Source organism: Bacillus sp. TH50 (genome assembly GCF_016650565.1).
GTDB lineage: Bacteria > Bacillota > Bacilli > Bacillales > Bacillaceae_G > Bacillus_A > Bacillus_A mycoides.
Genome location: NZ_JAEKFM010000003.1, coordinates 2,686,980 through 2,702,223 on the forward strand (window position 1 = coordinate 2,686,980; position 15,244 = coordinate 2,702,223).

Annotated in this window: 16 protein-coding genes; 6 read left to right on the forward strand and 10 right to left on the reverse strand. The window is 37.1% G+C overall.

Annotated elements, in window-relative coordinates:
* Positions 1 to 9: 9 nt before the first annotated feature.
* The 4 genes from celF to JFU23_RS14120 all read right to left on the reverse strand — a co-directional run bounded on the left by celF (position 10) and on the right by JFU23_RS14120 (position 3,472).
* Entirely contained in the window at positions 10 to 1,335 is a 1,326-nt protein-coding gene (gene celF / locus JFU23_RS14105; RefSeq protein ID WP_002129947.1) for a 6-phospho-beta-glucosidase, read from the reverse strand.
* 3 nt (positions 1,336 to 1,338) lie between these two features.
* A complete protein-coding gene (locus JFU23_RS14110; protein ID WP_000989054.1) occupies positions 1,339 to 1,662 on the reverse strand; it encodes a PTS lactose/cellobiose transporter subunit IIA in 324 nt (107 codons plus the stop codon).
* Positions 1,663 to 1,845: 183 nt separating this feature from the next.
* The gene (celB, locus tag JFU23_RS14115; protein ID WP_201032125.1) at positions 1,846 to 3,153 is read right to left on the reverse strand and encodes a PTS cellobiose transporter subunit IIC; all 1,308 of its coding nucleotides are present in this window, start codon (positions 3,151 to 3,153) and stop codon (positions 1,846 to 1,848) included.
* A 16-nt stretch (positions 3,154 to 3,169) separates the two neighbouring features.
* Positions 3,170 to 3,472, reverse strand: a complete 303-nt coding sequence (locus tag JFU23_RS14120; RefSeq protein ID WP_201032126.1) for a PTS sugar transporter subunit IIB — start codon at positions 3,470 to 3,472, stop codon at positions 3,170 to 3,172.
* A gap of 427 nt (positions 3,473 to 3,899) precedes the next feature.
* Between JFU23_RS14120 and JFU23_RS14125 the strand changes: the two genes are divergently transcribed.
* Positions 3,900 to 5,027 (forward strand): polyamine aminopropyltransferase, encoded by a 1,128-nt coding sequence (locus JFU23_RS14125; protein ID WP_201032127.1) that lies wholly within the window; start codon positions 3,900 to 3,902, stop codon positions 5,025 to 5,027.
* A gap of 27 nt (positions 5,028 to 5,054) precedes the next feature.
* Positions 5,055 to 5,426 carry an adenosylmethionine decarboxylase gene (gene speD, locus JFU23_RS14130; RefSeq protein WP_201032128.1) on the forward strand — a complete coding sequence of 124 codons (372 nt, stop codon included), beginning with the start codon at positions 5,055 to 5,057 and terminating at the stop codon, positions 5,424 to 5,426.
* Positions 5,427 to 5,536: 110 nt separating this feature from the next.
* Here speD and JFU23_RS14135 read toward each other — a convergent pair whose 3' ends face one another.
* From JFU23_RS14135 to JFU23_RS14145, 3 genes are read right to left on the reverse strand one after another with little or no spacing between them, the layout of a single operon-like run.
* Positions 5,537 to 5,854 carry a PTS sugar transporter subunit IIA gene (locus JFU23_RS14135; RefSeq protein ID WP_201032129.1) on the reverse strand — a complete coding sequence of 106 codons (318 nt, stop codon included), beginning with the start codon at positions 5,852 to 5,854 and terminating at the stop codon, positions 5,537 to 5,539.
* Positions 5,855 to 5,863: 9 nt separating this feature from the next.
* The gene (celB, locus tag JFU23_RS14140) at positions 5,864 to 7,165 is read right to left on the reverse strand and encodes a PTS cellobiose transporter subunit IIC (protein ID WP_137059745.1); all 1,302 of its coding nucleotides are present in this window, start codon (positions 7,163 to 7,165) and stop codon (positions 5,864 to 5,866) included.
* 14 nt (positions 7,166 to 7,179) lie between these two features.
* Positions 7,180 to 7,482, reverse strand: coding sequence for a PTS sugar transporter subunit IIB (locus JFU23_RS14145; RefSeq protein ID WP_201032130.1), 303 nt, complete (start codon positions 7,480 to 7,482; stop codon positions 7,180 to 7,182).
* A 223-nt stretch (positions 7,483 to 7,705) separates the two neighbouring features.
* Between JFU23_RS14145 and JFU23_RS14150 the strand changes: the two genes are divergently transcribed.
* From JFU23_RS14150 to JFU23_RS14160, 3 genes are all read left to right on the forward strand, one after another.
* On the forward strand, positions 7,706 to 8,923 hold the full coding sequence (locus JFU23_RS14150; protein WP_201032131.1) for a dicarboxylate/amino acid:cation symporter: 1,218 nt from the start codon (positions 7,706 to 7,708) through the stop codon (positions 8,921 to 8,923).
* A gap of 147 nt (positions 8,924 to 9,070) precedes the next feature.
* Complete coding sequence (locus tag JFU23_RS14155; RefSeq protein ID WP_201032132.1) at positions 9,071 to 10,228, forward strand: acyltransferase; 1,158 nt, start codon at positions 9,071 to 9,073, stop codon at positions 10,226 to 10,228.
* 42 nt (positions 10,229 to 10,270) lie between these two features.
* Positions 10,271 to 10,651, forward strand: a complete 381-nt coding sequence (locus tag JFU23_RS14160; protein ID WP_085312807.1) for a VOC family protein — start codon at positions 10,271 to 10,273, stop codon at positions 10,649 to 10,651.
* 53 nt (positions 10,652 to 10,704) lie between these two features.
* Here JFU23_RS14160 and JFU23_RS14165 read toward each other — a convergent pair whose 3' ends face one another.
* Positions 10,705 to 12,705 (reverse strand): YhgE/Pip family protein, encoded by a 2,001-nt coding sequence (locus tag JFU23_RS14165; protein ID WP_201032133.1) that lies wholly within the window; start codon positions 12,703 to 12,705, stop codon positions 10,705 to 10,707.
* Positions 12,706 to 12,840: 135 nt separating this feature from the next.
* On the opposite strand from JFU23_RS14165, the gene JFU23_RS14170 reads away from it, so the two are divergent.
* A complete protein-coding gene (locus tag JFU23_RS14170; protein ID WP_201032134.1) occupies positions 12,841 to 13,725 on the forward strand; it encodes a LysR family transcriptional regulator in 885 nt (294 codons plus the stop codon).
* A 67-nt stretch (positions 13,726 to 13,792) separates the two neighbouring features.
* Here the strand turns inward: JFU23_RS14170 and JFU23_RS14175 are convergent, their stop codons facing one another.
* Together JFU23_RS14175 and JFU23_RS14180 are read right to left on the reverse strand one after the other, a co-directional pair.
* The gene (locus JFU23_RS14175) at positions 13,793 to 14,878 is read right to left on the reverse strand and encodes a hypothetical protein (protein WP_044439412.1); all 1,086 of its coding nucleotides are present in this window, start codon (positions 14,876 to 14,878) and stop codon (positions 13,793 to 13,795) included.
* A gap of 89 nt (positions 14,879 to 14,967) precedes the next feature.
* On the reverse strand, positions 14,968 to 15,117 hold the full coding sequence (locus tag JFU23_RS14180) for a hypothetical protein (protein WP_002016173.1): 150 nt from the start codon (positions 15,115 to 15,117) through the stop codon (positions 14,968 to 14,970).
* Positions 15,118 to 15,244: the final 127 nt, after the last annotated feature.

The window sequence follows — 15,244 nt, forward strand, 5'->3', positions numbered from 1 at the left end:
CGCCGCTTCTTATTTCTCTATCTTCTTAAAGAATTGTGGAAGATGTTCTTTATGTGCCTCCAACATTTCATCTAAAATTTGTTTTGCAACTTTATCTGATGGTACAAGTGGGTTAATTGTCATAGCAAGCAGCGCTTTATGATAATCCCCTGTAACAGCAGCTTCAATTGTTGTGCGCTCAAATGATTTAATTTGCTGTACTAAACCACGAACTGGTACTGGAAGATCTCCGACCGCAATTGGTTTTGGACCTTCTTTCGTAATAATACAGTTCACTTCAACAGCCGAATCATGTGGCAAGCTTGCAATTGTTCCGTTGTTTCGTGTATTAACAGGCTGGATATCACCTTTATTATTGTAAATAGACGTAATTAAGCTACATGCTGCGTCACTATAATAAGCTCCGCCGCGCTTTTCTAATTGTGGTGGCTTAATATCTAAATTCGGGTCTTTATACAGCTCGAATAAATCATCTTCTAATTGTTTTACTACTTCTGCACGTGTACCTTTTTCAATCGAAGCTGCTTTCTCTTCTTCCAACATTTCACGTGTTTTATAGTAGTAACGATGATATGGACACGGAATTGCACGAAGACCGCGAATAAAGTCTGGCTCCCAGTTAAGCGCAGCAATGTTTTCCATCGTAATTTGCTTTTCTGGATCTGTTACAAGCTCTAACACACGATCCATTACGCTTACGCCATCCAAGTATACATCTAATCCGTATACCATATGATTTAAACCAGCGAAATCAACGTGTACCCGGCTTGCATCTACTTCAAGTAATCTTGCAAGACCCATACGAATTCCAATTGGAACGTTACACAGACCAACTACTCTTTGAATGTTTGTATAACGAAGGACAGCTTCTGTTACCATACCAGCCGGATTCGCAAAGTTAATTAGCCATGCATTCGGACAAAGTTCCTCCATGTCCTTACAAATATCTAAAATAACAGGAATCGTTCTCAGCGCTTTGAACAAACCACCAGGACCATTCGTTTCCTGACCAATTACATCATATTTTAATGGAATTGCTTCATCTTTTGCACGTGCTTCTAACAAACCAACGCGAAGCTGCGTTGTTACGAAGTCAGCACCTTTTAATGCCTCACGGCGATCAAGTGTTAAATGAATATCAATTGGTAAACCTGATTTTTTCACCATACGTTTCGCTAAGTCACCAACGATTTCTAACTTCTCTTTTCCTGCCTCAATATCTACTAACCAAATTTCACGAACAGGAAGCTCGTCATAACGTTTAATAAACCCTTCAATTAACTCTGGTGTATAACTAGAGCCACCGCCGATTGTAGCAATTTTAATTCCAGTCATGCTTTATTCCCCTTTCGCTTCTAGCTTTTTATAAAGGTCAATAAATTCTGCCGCTAATTCTTTTACCGTAATAGAATTCATTAAATGATCTTGCGCATGAATTAAAAGAACACTAATCTCTGTTTTTTCCCCTCTTGCTTCTGATTGTATGAGCTCTGTTTGGAAATGATGCGCTTCATTAATCGCTTCTTTCGCCTTTACCATCGCTTCATCAGCTTCTGCCATTTTCCCCTGTTTGGCAAATTGAAGTGCCTCCATTGCAAAGCTTCGTGCATTACCACTATTTAAAATCAATTGGAATGGAATTTGTTCTGCTGTAGTCATCATAATTACCGCCCTCTCTATTATGGTTCAACCGATTTAAATACCCCTTCAGTTTGAACATTTCTATTAAATTATTATTTTATTAATGATAGTTTGGTGTTCTTGTAGATGGGTCTCATCTTTCTGAACATGATATAAAGGTGATTGTTCTCACAGATAATGTTACCTGTGAGAACAATTACTATGTTACATAGGTACAGAGTTGTTATTTCCTTGTGCTGCTGCTTTTTCAGTACGAACAACAGAACGGTCAGATAATACAACGAATGGATAGTAGATTACCATCGCAATTACAAAGTTGAATAACTGTAGGAGTGCACCTGAAAGATGTCCACCTGTTACAAGATAACCACTAATAATTGGTGGTGTTGCCCATGGAATCATCACAACTGTTTTTGGTACCCAGCCAATAGATATCGCTGTATAAGAAGTAATTACTAATACGATTGGTGTTATGATAAACGGTAAAAATAAAATTGGATTTAAAATAATTGGTGTACCAAAGATTACTGGTTCGTTAATATTGAATGCACCTGGTCCAATTGATAAGCGAGATACACCGCGTAATTGTGCACTTTTTGCTACAAGTAATACGACCACTAAGAACGCTAATGTTGCACCAGAACCACCAAGATATACAAAAGTATCAAAGAATGGTTTTGTAATAATGTTTGGAACATCAAATGCAGATGTACCACCTTGGAATAACTTCATATTTTTCTCTAATGCCGGTAAGTATAATGGCTCAATAATACCACCAACGATATTTGGCCCATGTAAACCGAAGAACCAAAGAAGATGAACAAGGAGTACAATGACAATTGCACTTGGTAATGTCCCTGCTAAACTTTGCAGTGGTGATTGAATCGTATTAAAGATAAATTCATGAACACTTGTACCAGCTAATTTCACTGCTAATTGAATACCTGCAACTACTGTTAAGATAACAAATGCTGGAACTATAGCTGCGAAAGATCTTAAAACTGCTGGTGGTACTCCATCAGGCATTTTAAAAGTAATGTTTCTTTGTACAAAGAAACGGAATACCTCAGTAACAAGGAGTGCCACGATAATTGCTACGAATAACCCTTGTGCACCTGTCCAAGCTAAGTTCAATCCGCCTTCTTTCGGTGTTGTTGGCGTAAGAATAATTAACGCACCAAATGAAATAATACCTGCTGACAAACCATCAACGCCGTAAGATTTTGCTAAGTTATAACTTGTTGTAAATGCTATGATTAGTGCTAGAATTGCGAAAGAACCCGTCCACATTCCACCGCCAACTTGTTTCCACGTTTCACCAAACAAACCTTTCATGAACTCTTGGAAAGCTTCAGACGGAAAACCATTAATTAGTGATGCCAATGCACCAACTAAAATAAGTGGCATAACTGCAATAAATCCATCACGGATCGCAGCTAAGTGACGTTGCGATCCGATTTTACCAGCGACAGGAACAATATACTTCTCCATAAATGCAATAAACTTTTGCATTTCGCTTCCCCCCTAATTATTTTTTTAGTGTTAATGCGTGATCTAAAACTGCTTCTCCATTCATCATGCCGTAGTGCATTGAGTTAATAACATCGACTCCAACATTTTTCTCATCGGCAAGCGCTTTCATTGTAGAAAGCATGTAACGAACTTGTGGTCCTAGTAATAATACATCTGCTTGATCGATATTGTTTTTTACTGCATCCCCAGATACAGCCCAAATCTTACCTTCTAGACCACGAGCTTTTGCAGCCGCTTCCATTTTTGTAACTAGTAAACTTGTAGACATCCCTGCTGAACAACATAATAAAATATTCATTTATAAATCCCCCTTGTGTAGTATAAAAATTTTATGTTTTATTTATTTTTCTTTACGCTATTTATTAATGCAATTACCGTGCCAACTTTTCAAAACGCCTAAAATCAGCGTTTTTTCGAGTGATTTCTTTGTGTGTTACCGCTTTCAATTAGTGTGTCCCCCAAAAAACACACAGTGTGTTATAAAACACCTCACTTTTAACACATAACTGTATGAAAATAGATTAGTGTTTAGTTGTCTAGTTGTGTTTAAAACAAAAAAACACTAATTTTTTTAAAAGTGCGAAAATATAGTACCAAAAAATATAATATTTCAACTCAAATCAAAACAAATACCTATTCAAAACACTCGTCTAGTTATTGTCCAGTCAAACTCTATTAAATTACATAGAATAGAATAAAATAAAGTATTTTGAAAGGGGATTCCAATGCCAAAGCATAGAAAAAAGAAGAGAATGAAGATTTATAGAATACAGGTTCAAAATAAATGGTATAAACAAGAAGAGGATTCTGAATTAAATTCCAACACGGATACACTAGATCAACAGGACACTGAAGATAAACAAGACAGACCTGACAAACACGACGAACCAGATAAACACGACGAGGATGAAGACGATAAGCAAGTACAATCGGAAAATGTAATTATAGTACCCACAGATTCACACAGCTTAGATGTGTGGGATGAAATTTCTCTAAAGGAAATACAAGCTGGTGAACATACGAATTTATTTGAAGAAAAGAGTAATTATCAAAATATTAATTTAGTCCAAGTAAACGATGTTCGCTTATACTTGGACAAGCAACTACAATTCAGCTCCGTTGATGAGCAAATTTATCATGAAGCACTTGTGCATCCGATTATGTCAAAGGTAATTGATCCAAAACGTGTTCTCATATTAGGCGGTGGCGATGGTCTTGCCTTACGAGAGGTGTTGAAATATGAAACGGTTCTACATGTAGACCTTGTTGATCTAGATGGAGCGATGATTAATATGGCGCGTAACGTTCCTGAATTAGTTTCTTTGAACAAAAGCGCATTTTTTGATAATCGTGTGAATGCACACGTATGCGATGCAAAAGAGTTTTTGAATTCTCCTTCCTCTTTATACGATGTAATCATCATTGATTTTCCTGATCCAGCGACAGAGTTATTAAGTACTTTATATACAAGCGAACTTTTTGCTCGTATAGCTACGTTTTTAACAGAAGATGGTGCGTTCGTCTGCCAATCTAATTCACCTGCTGATGCACCTCTAGTATATTGGAGCATCGGTAATACAATTGAACATGCTGGATTAACTGTGAAAAGCTATCATACAATCGTTCCTTCTTTCGGAACTGACTGGGGATTTCATATTGCCGCTAACTCTGCCTATGTACTAAATCAAATTGAACAATTATATGTAGTGCCATCTCCTCGAACATTGCCTTCTCTTCTTTCTCCTTTATTTCAATTTAAAGAAGAGCATCTAGAACAACGTAATCTTGCTCTTTTAAATTCAGAATCGAATCTTATCCTACATCAATGTTACAAACAGGAAATGAAGTTTTAACGATATTATAGTGAGGAGTGCTACCCTATGGAATATTCTACTTTCGGTAAGCATATAATAGTAGATTTATGGGGAGTGGATTTTTCCCTATTAGATGATATTCACTTTTTAGAACACCATTTAGTTACCGCTGCAGATCACTCTGGTGCACATGTTTTAAACGTGAGTAAAAAAGAATTCCAACCGTATGGCGTTACTGTATTAGTTTTACTATCAGAAAGCCACCTTTCTATTCACACTTATCCAGAAAAAAACTTTGCAGCAATTGATTGTTATACATGCGGTACGACCGTTGAACCGCAAAAAGCGATTGATTATATCGTAAATATATTAAGACCAAATGAGATGCATATAAAAAAACTAATTCGTGGTACAGGAGAGATTATTACTGCCGATTAATTATCACTCTTACCCATCCGTAAAAAGGAGGATTGTAAATACCATCAGTGGAACAAACACTCCACTGATGGTACGGACACATACATAAAAAAACCTCGCATAAGCAAGGTTCATTCAGCCACCGACATCTCCCTATATAATTCTACAAATTCACTCGCCAATTCCTTCACTGTAATAGCATTCATTAAATGATCTTGTGCATGTACCATCAGCAGGGTAACTTCTGTCTTTTCCCCGCCAGCCTCTTTCTGTATGAGCTCTGTTTGTAAACGGTGCGCCTCTTGCAATTCATTTAACGCTTCTTGTAGTTTAGCTTCCGCTTCCTGAAATTCACCGCGCTTCGCGCAATCAATTGCTTCCATTGAACAACTTCTCGCATTTCCTCCATGCAAGATTAAATGAAAAGCTTTCGTCTCTATCGTATCCATTTTAGTTCTTTACTCCCCCTTTTCTTCCGCCACTTTTTGTTTATCCCATATTTTTAAGAACGGTAAGTAAATAAAGAATGCAAGTGCAAAGTTAACAAGTTGTAAAACAACACCTGAAATTTTCCCGCCTGATCCTAAATATCCACTAAAAAGAATAGGTGTCGTCCAAGGCACAGCCGCTCCGCTCGGACGTGCTACCCATCCCCACTCCATTGCAAAGTAAGAAACAATCGTTAACACAACTGGAACCAATATAAATGGAATAAGTAAAATTGGATTCATTACAATCGGCATACCAAAAGTTACCATCTCATTAATATTAAATATACCAGGCGCAATTGACAATCGCCCTAAACTTTTTAATTGCTGACTTCGCGCAAATAGTAACATTCCTACAACTAAAGCGAGTGTTGCACCAGAACCACCCATATAAATCCATAAATCAAAAAACTGTGCGGTAATCGTATTCGGTACATCTTGCCCTGCTTGGAAAGCAACTCGGTTTTGATCCATTAACGACAACCAAACGGGGCTCATTACACCACCAACAATAGTAGCACCATGAATTCCACACGACCAAAGAACATGAACGAGAATAACTGCTATTATTGCGCCCCAAAGACTAGCACCAAGTACACTAAGTGGTTCCTGTAAAATTTGCCCCACAATATTATGGATACTGCCAAAAGAAGTATTTTCTATAATTAAGCGCAAAATCCAAATAACCGTTACAACAATAAAACCTGGAACAAGTGCCGCAAATGAACGTGTCACAGCTGGTGGAACTGTCTCCGGCATCTTTATAATCATCTTTTTTTGTACAATAAACCGATAAAGTTCAGTAGATATAATTGCAATAATCATCGCTACAAACAACCCTTGGCTTCCCATTAACGCAGCTGGTATAACTCCATCTACAAGTATACTTTCTTTCGTATTTGGTATCATATACATAACTTGGAATGGTGTTGCAAGTAAAAACGTCACAAGCGACAATGCTCCGGATGCTAAAGCGTCCACTTTATAATATTCTCCAAGTCTGTAAGCGATTCCAAAAACGGCTATTAAAGCCATTATATTAAAAGTTGCACTAACTGGATACCCTAAAGCCCTCTGCCAATTCTCACCAAATAAACCTGCCATAAAATCATTATATCCTGGTATTGGTAATGCACTAATAATAAGGAAAAATGATCCAATAATCAAGAAAGGCATCGTCAAAACAATTCCATCACGAATCGCTTGCAAATGTCTCTGTTCTGCAACCTTCCCTGCCACTGGCATCACATATTTCTCTAAAAACCCTATCATCTATCCCACACTCCTCATGGTTTCATTAACAAAGCTGCTTGCAAGATAGCTTCTCCATTACAAAGCCCGTAATGGACAGATTGAATGACATCAACAGGTATTCCCTTGTCCTTACATAATTCTTTCATTTTCGGTAATAAATAACGTACTTGCGGTCCAAGTAAAAGTACATCTGCAGTATCAATATGATTTCGCACTTCTGAACCTGATACTGCCCAAACCTTTACCTGTATCCCTCTTGCCTCTGCTGCTTTCTCCATTTTTGTAACAATCAAACTGGAAGACATTCCCGCTGCACAGCAAAGTAAAATATTCATCTCGCTCCCCTCCCCCTTTTTCCAAACCTAAGTTATGGTGTAGCCCTTGCCAACACTAGGTTACAAATATATATGTCTAGATTTCTAACTGTATGCCGAGCTTAAAAACAAAAATTTCTCGGTTTTCACGCTATTCCATCTATCCGTATTTTCCTAGTAAAGAAGTCTCTAACTCGCTATAATAATTCAGTATGATTTTTTTAATTGATAGGAGGATATATTTATGAAGGCATATCGCTTTCCGCTTATTTTATTATCTTCTATCCTAATTGGTGGTTTCATTGGTTATTTCATGGGTGCCGATGCCGTTGCTTTAAAGCCGCTTGGTGACATTTTCTTAAACTTAATGTTTACGATTGTTGTACCTTTAGTGTTCTTTAGCATCGCGTCATCTATTGCTAATATGGATGGATTAAAACGTTTTGGTAAAATTATGTCTAGTATGGCTGGAACTTTCTTATTTACAAGTATTTTAGCTGCTATTTTTATGATTATTGTCGTGAAAGTATTCCCGCCAGCACAAGGTGTTGTATTAGAACTAACGCAGCCCGATAAAGCTGAAAAAGCTGTTAGTGTTGCAGATCAAATCGTCGGTATTGTAACAGTATCTGACTTCTCGAAGTTACTATCTCGTGAAAATATGTTAGCTCTTATTTTCTTCTCTATCTTAATGGGGGTTGCAACTTCAGCAGTTGGTGAAAAAGGAAAACCATTCGCTACATTCTTACAAGCTGGTGCAGAAATTTCAATGAAAGTTGTATCTTTCATTATGTACTACGCTCCAATCGGACTTGCTGCTTACTTCGCAGCATTAGTTGGTGAATTCGGACCACAACTTCTTGGAACTTACTTCCGAGCAGCAATGGTATACTATCCAGCGTCTCTCATTTACTTCTTTGTATTCTTCACGTTCTATGCATACCTTGCGGGTCGCAAACAAGGTGTACAAATTTTTTGGAAGAACATGGTATCTCCTACAGTTACATCACTAGCAACTTGTAGTAGTGCCGCAAGTATTCCAGCGAACTTAGAAGCAACGAAGAAAATGGGTATTTCTTCTGACGTTCGTGAAACAGTTGTCCTTCTTGGATCTACACTTCATAAAGACGGATCTGTTTTAGGCGGGGTATTAAAAATTGCTTTCTTATTCGGTATTTTCAACATGGAATTCGAAGGACCGAAAACATTAGCAATTGCACTTGTTGTTTCTCTATTAGTAGGAACAGTAATGGGTGCTATTCCGGGCGGGGGTATGATTGGTGAAATGTTAATCGTTTCTCTATACGGATTCCCACCAGAAGCATTGCCAATTATCGCAGCAATTAGTACAATCATTGATCCTCCTGCAACAGTGTTAAACGTAACAGCAGATAACGCTTGTGCCGTAATGACAGCTCGCCTTGTAGAAGGTAAGGACTGGATCAAAAACAAATTTGCTTAATAAATAGAAAGAGGATGCTCGTTTGGAGCATCCTCTTTTTTATTGTTAATCCATTCCGCCACAAATTTGTTATAATCTTCACAAATATTCCACACCTATTATCCATTCTCCGTACTATAATCATGTATGGAAAAGGAGATGGACATAATGACTCAAAGCGCACCAGAATTTAAAATTTTGCAAAGCATTGCATTCCTTGCTGTCGTTTTGCAAAGTTCCTTATTATACACAATGCATCAAGGAAATGTCTTACTTGAGCAATCCCTCATTATGGGCATGCTATTCAACCTTGCAAAATTTTCAGCACCTGCATTCATATTTATCGTTGGCTTTCACTTAATTCGGCAATATACAAAGCAACTAGCCTACACAGAATATATTTATGAAAAAGCCGCACATTTACTCATTCCTTATTTCTTCTGGTCTATTCTTTACTTATTAACAACAAACGATATGATTACACTACAAAGCGGAATAAAAAGTTTATTACTCGGAACAGCCGCGCCCCATCTTTGGTACGTGATTATGATGTTCCAAATTCATTTATTGTTCCCTTTGCTGTGCACACTATTTTATTGGTTTCAAAAACGAACAGAAAATAAAAAAGACATATATAAATATATGACCATCTTTGCTTCTCTATATTTCCTCTTAATGTGGTATTCTTCTCACTACATTTTTAATGGAGAGAAATTGACTAGCTCAACCATTTTACATTATACAGATCGTTCCTTCTTCTTCTACTCATTCTATTTCGTCATGGGAGGAATAGCTGCTGTATCATTAAAAACTTGGCGTATATTTGTCATGAAACATATTCCGCTTATAACAATCTTATTTTTCATCTTATTTTTATTCATCAATTATGAGTTATTTAGTTTTTACGGCGCCAATTCTATTCATTTAACGGTTTCTACTTATTTAAAACCGTCCATGTTTTTATATATTGTTTGTGAAATTATGATACTGTACGTGTTATCTATTACAATTGTACAGCGACGTGGTTTCTTATATAAAGCTTTACGTTTTATCGGGAATTACACGTATGGCGCTTATTTAGCTCATTTTTTCTTCTTGCAACTATGTACAAAATTTCTTTCCTTATTCGCACTGCAAGAAAACACAATATTATATAGCCTATTATTATTTACAATAACGGCCACAATCTCCATTTCAGCAATGGTCATTTGCAGTACACTACCATTTCATACATGGATTACAGGACCTTCCCCTACGACAAATATGAGATGGGCGAAGATTGTACTTCGGAAAAATCACGAAAAGGTATTCAAACCATATCTTTGATATAATAGAATTCCATACAAGAAAAGAAAGTAGGACACACCTATGATTAATCAAATTGGACAAATTATGTTATATGTAAATAATCAAGATGAATCAGTACAATTTTGGACAGAAACAGTAGGATTCCAAATCGTTGCGGAAGAAAATAACGGTCAAGGATTTCGCTGGATTGAAATTGCGCCGGCAAAAGAAGCTGGAACAAGCATCGTCCTTCACGATAAGGCGTTAATTGCGAAGATGCAACCTGAATTAAACTTAAATACCCCTTCACTTATGTTCTTCTCTACTAACTTAGATCAACTGTATAAAGATCTTTCTGAGAAAAGTGTTACCGTTGGACAAGTTGTAGATTTACCTACTGGTAGAGCATTCAACTTTGCTGATAATGAAAATAACTACTTTGCGGTTATGGAAAAGAAATAAGAAAAAGCTATCCGAAAAGGTCATAATAAAACCTTTTCGGATAGCTTCTTTTATTAAGAAACTTGCTCTGCATTCGTTTCCTTATGCTGTATATGACTCGTAACCCATGTGATTCCGCCAGCAACAACGAGATAGCATAACAATATTAAAATTTGCATTTGTAATTGCGACCAATCGCCTAAAGAAATCACATCTTGTAACCCTCTAAGAGAATGAGACATTGGGAGAAACTGTCCAATTTTGCTAAGCACAGCTATATTTAACTCTCCTGGGAAAGTACCTCCGCTCGTCGCTAATTGAAGAACGAGAAGCGTTACCGCTGCGAACTTCCCAACAATGCCGAATACCGTTACTAACATAAGAATAAATGTCATGAACGTAAAGGAAATAACAATACTTGATAAAACAAAGAGTGATACACTTGCAACTTCTAATTTCATAACTCCTAACACTACCACATCTACAAGTAGTGCTTGAATGAGTCCAATTAAATATACTAATCCTAGTTTATTAATAAAATGTACTGTTCCGCTTACCTTCATATTTTGTCTACGGCCAAGAGGTAAAATATTCGATGCCATAATTCCGCCAACATAAAATGCCAGTGATAAAAAGTATGGTGCAATACCTGAACCGTAGTTAGGCACATCAGAAACTGTCGACTTCACTAATTGAACCGGCTCTGAGAACATCGTATTGCGTGCATCATCATTGCGAACATCCGCTATCTTCTCTGCGCCCTCTCCCAATTTCGTAGAAAGTTCTTTCGCACCATCGTCAAGTTTAACAAGTCCGTTCGTTAACTTATCAGCACCATGATTCAGCTCTGTTCCGCCACTCGCAAGGTGATTTACACCTTCTTGTAATGATGTAAATCCATTTCCCCACTTCGTAAATCCATCAGCTAAATTCGAAGTACCATCTGCTATCTTTTTCGTTCCAGCGGTAGCTTCGTTTAACTTAACTCCGAATGTATTCATGCCTTCCTCAATCTTATGCTGACCATCAGTAAGCTTCCGCGCACCTTGTGTCAATTGCTGTTGGCTATTATTTAAAGTGTTTGTTGCTTTAGCTAATCCGTTAGAAGTAGCAATGATCTTTTGAAAAGCAGGATCTTGCTGCACTTCTGGATGACTTTTCACGTACTCTTCTAATTGTTGTTTTACACTATTTGCTGCATTGTCCGCTTTCACTTGCCCTTCAGCAAGTTTCTCACTTCCGTTCACCCATTCATTTGTACCAGCACTTAATTCACTAACTCCTGATTGTAAAGACTTCTCACCCTGTGCTAGCAGCTCCATACCATTATGAAGTGATGTCGCTCCCTGACTAAGCTCATTTGCTCCCCCAGTTAAGGCCGATTGACTAGAGGCAAGCTTATCACTTCCTTCTTTTAACTTCACTGTTCCATCATTTAAACGATGAATACCATCTGCAAGCTGATTCGCCCCATTTTTTGCATCCGTCGTTCCTTCGTGCAACTTCTCAGCGCCATTACTTGCATCACTCAACCCTTGTGCCAAATCTTGAAACTTTGAAAAGACACCTTCTGTATAAGATTTCGTAATGCTATTTGAAATTTTTGTTTTCATATTTTCAACAGCTGTCGTTCCAATTTGAGCTGCTACAAAGTTTTTCCCTGGATTTACTTTGTACTGCAGCCTCGCCGGCTCTGGTTTCTCATCCATTAGTGTACTTACCTTTTTAGAGAACTCCTCCGGAATCGTAACCACCATATAATACTTATCTTCTTTTAGCCCTTCATCAGCATCTTTTTCTGATACGAAATGAAACGCCAATTCCTTATTCTCTTTTAAATTTTTAACAAAATCGTCTCCAGCCTGGATTGTTTTTTCATCCATCACAGCACCCTTATCTAAATTAACAACTGCAACAGGTAATTTATCTAATTTTCCGTACGGATCCCAATATCCAGCTAAGAAGAATCCTGAATAAATTAAAGGAACGATTAATAAAAAAATTAAAGCGATACGTCCATGTTTATGGTTCCACATCGCCTTCCAATCTTTAAATATAAGTTGAATTCCCTTCATGAAACATACTCCTTCTCCTAATTTAACACCCTTCGAATGGTTTAACAGATTTACTATACACGTCACTTTCCATACTGTATAATACATCTTTAATTATCAATTCATTCCTTTTGGTCTATAGAAAGGGGATTCGAAGTGGAACTTCTTCAATTAAAATACTTTCAGACAGTCGCACGACTAGAACATATGACAAAAGCAGCTGAAGAATTGCATATCGCGCAGCCTTCACTCAGTAAAACAATCGCTAGACTAGAAAAGGACTTAGGCGTCCCCTTATTTGATCGCCAAGGTCGACAGATTACATTAAACTCTTTCGGCAAAGTATTTTTAAAACGAGTAGAACGCATTTTTCATGAATTAAGTGAAGGGGAACGCGAAATTAAAGATTTAGCTGAATTACAACGAGGCTCTATTACACTTGCAGTTTCTATTCCAAGAATATTACCCGAGCTACTCGGTTCTTTTTTACTAGAACACCCTAACGTTCGATTCCAACAATTTCTCGCATCTACTCCTTCTATGAAACGGCAACTAGATAATATGGAAATTGATTTTTGTATCTCCTCTGTACCAATTGAAGGCGAGGAAATGGTTTGGGAACCACTTATCACAGAAGAAATTTTCTTAGCTGTTCCTTCAGGACATCGGTTATCAAACCGCGAAAGTATCTATTTGCATGAAGTAAAAGACGAATCGTTTATTAGTATGAACACTGGTTACGGATTTCGGCACTTAACAGATGAATTTTGTAAAAAAGCTGGTTTCACTCCACATATCGCTTTTGAAGTAGATGAACCAACCGTGATTAGCGATCTCATTAAGCAAGGTCTTGGCATCGCCTTTGTCCCAAGTTTAACTTTATTAAAAAACTCTACTTTAGCATCAAATAAGTTACGTATTATTGAACCGAATTGCGAACGAACTATCGGCTTAAGTTGGTCGAAGAAGCGCTATTTATCAAACACCGCCCAGCAATTTCGTGAATTCGTGATTGATTACTTCTCCAATATTAGGGCGTAAAATTATATCGCTTTACAAACAAATAACGACACAAATAAAAGGTACCATCCCAATAGGGTGGCACCTTTTATTTTTTACTCTTATCCAATTCCATTTCCGCTAAAAGCGGCAATACGTTATCGAAAATATGTGTATTATTATTCTCACCTGTTACATATCCACCATAATATCTACTAAATACATTATCATTTCGGAATGTATTCATCCGCTCATACAATTCCTTCGCAAACTTTGTATCACCTGTTTGTAGTACGTACAAAATTGTTAATCCGTAAGATGCTGGTGATTCATAGTTCACAGCTTGTTTTCCCGTTTCTAAGTTATAACGACCATATAACTTTTCGTCTTCGCGAAATTTCTTCTTTATAAATTCCAAATAAGCATCTGATGAAAGACCGCCTAAACTACGATGATAAGCAACGTATGATTGATCAATAAGATTCACTTCTTTATCGTACGTAAATGTCCCATCATCTTTATACTCTTTCGGGAATGCCCAGCCCTGCCTTGGATAATCCGCTAAAAACTGAACAACTTCCTGATACTGCTGTGCAGAAATTTTTCCGTACTTTTTCATATAAGAGAATGCATGCGGATTTATGTAAGATGTTGTTGCAAAGTTATTTTGTTTCCCTGTATCTGCATCGTAATAATCAACGTAATAATTACCTTTTTTATTATAACGAAGTACAGAATCACTCAATTGATCTGCAAGGTTTTTATAGCGATCTTCCTTGTACATTTCATAAGCACGATATAATTGTTCTATAATACGAAGATCATCGATAAGTGCATTAGTAGCTGACTGCATTTCTCCCTTTTCAGAGATTTTCCATATAACGATGCGATCCTTGTGTACAAAGTTATTTTGAATAACCTTCACTTGTTCATCAAATAAAGCTTGATCATCTTTATCAAGTGTATATTGTAGCCATAACCCTGCAGATTCTGATAAAGCTTCACGGCCCTTCGCTTCACCCTTACCTGCCTTTGTATCCTCTAAGCGATACGTTGCAAGTGTTCCATTTTCATTCACCATATGTCGTAAAATAAAATGCTCGGTACGATTTCCTTGTAAAGCTGACCAAAATACAACTCCACCTAAAGCGATTAAGAGAATAACCCCAATCCCTATATATAAACGTTTTCGCAAGCTTTTCACCTCCTTTTAAGGCTAACCTTAATTTTACCAGAACATACGCAAATATAAAAAAGACAATCCTTTAGATTGTCTCTCTCACCTTATCCTTCGCAGGCCTCTTTAGAAGGTCTATATAGCGATTCCACAAGTCGATCATATTCACGACGCGTAATTTCTTTATTATACAACTTTAATAATAAATCTCTATGCTCTCTTGAAAATGCCATCTTTTTAATGACTTCAGGATACATAAAACACCCTCTCCATTTCACATAAACTTCTTCATCCCGGAAATAGAACTTACGTTCGCATAAAAGATTATAAAAGATTCAGCCCTAAAAAACAAATAAAATATTACCAAATATAAATTTCTTTCTT

What these genes read in the sequence shown, in the direction of transcription:
- celF (WP_002129947.1), bottom strand. Translation starts at nt 1,335, where the DNA reads ATGACTGGAATTAAAATTGCTACAATCGGCGGTGGCTCTAGTTATACA.
- JFU23_RS14110 (WP_000989054.1), bottom strand. Translation starts at nt 1,662, where the DNA reads ATGATGACTACAGCAGAACAAATTCCATTCCAATTGATTTTAAATAGT.
- celB (WP_201032125.1), bottom strand. Translation starts at nt 3,153, where the DNA reads ATGCAAAAGTTTATTGCATTTATGGAGAAGTATATTGTTCCTGTCGCT.
- JFU23_RS14120 (WP_201032126.1), bottom strand. Translation starts at nt 3,472, where the DNA reads ATGAATATTTTATTATGTTGTTCAGCAGGGATGTCTACAAGTTTACTA.
- JFU23_RS14125 (WP_201032127.1), top strand. Translation starts at nt 3,900, where the DNA reads ATGCCAAAGCATAGAAAAAAGAAGAGAATGAAGATTTATAGAATACAG.
- speD (WP_201032128.1), top strand. Translation starts at nt 5,055, where the DNA reads ATGGAATATTCTACTTTCGGTAAGCATATAATAGTAGATTTATGGGGA.
- JFU23_RS14135 (WP_201032129.1), bottom strand. Translation starts at nt 5,854, where the DNA reads ATGGATACGATAGAGACGAAAGCTTTTCATTTAATCTTGCATGGAGGA.
- celB (WP_137059745.1), bottom strand. Translation starts at nt 7,165, where the DNA reads ATGATAGGGTTTTTAGAGAAATATGTGATGCCAGTGGCAGGGAAGGTT.
- JFU23_RS14145 (WP_201032130.1), bottom strand. Translation starts at nt 7,482, where the DNA reads ATGAATATTTTACTTTGCTGTGCAGCGGGAATGTCTTCCAGTTTGATT.
- JFU23_RS14150 (WP_201032131.1), top strand. Translation starts at nt 7,706, where the DNA reads ATGAAGGCATATCGCTTTCCGCTTATTTTATTATCTTCTATCCTAATT.
- JFU23_RS14155 (WP_201032132.1), top strand. Translation starts at nt 9,071, where the DNA reads ATGACTCAAAGCGCACCAGAATTTAAAATTTTGCAAAGCATTGCATTC.
- JFU23_RS14160 (WP_085312807.1), top strand. Translation starts at nt 10,271, where the DNA reads ATGATTAATCAAATTGGACAAATTATGTTATATGTAAATAATCAAGAT.
- JFU23_RS14165 (WP_201032133.1), bottom strand. Translation starts at nt 12,705, where the DNA reads ATGAAGGGAATTCAACTTATATTTAAAGATTGGAAGGCGATGTGGAAC.
- JFU23_RS14180 (WP_002016173.1), bottom strand. Translation starts at nt 15,117, where the DNA reads ATGTATCCTGAAGTCATTAAAAAGATGGCATTTTCAAGAGAGCATAGA.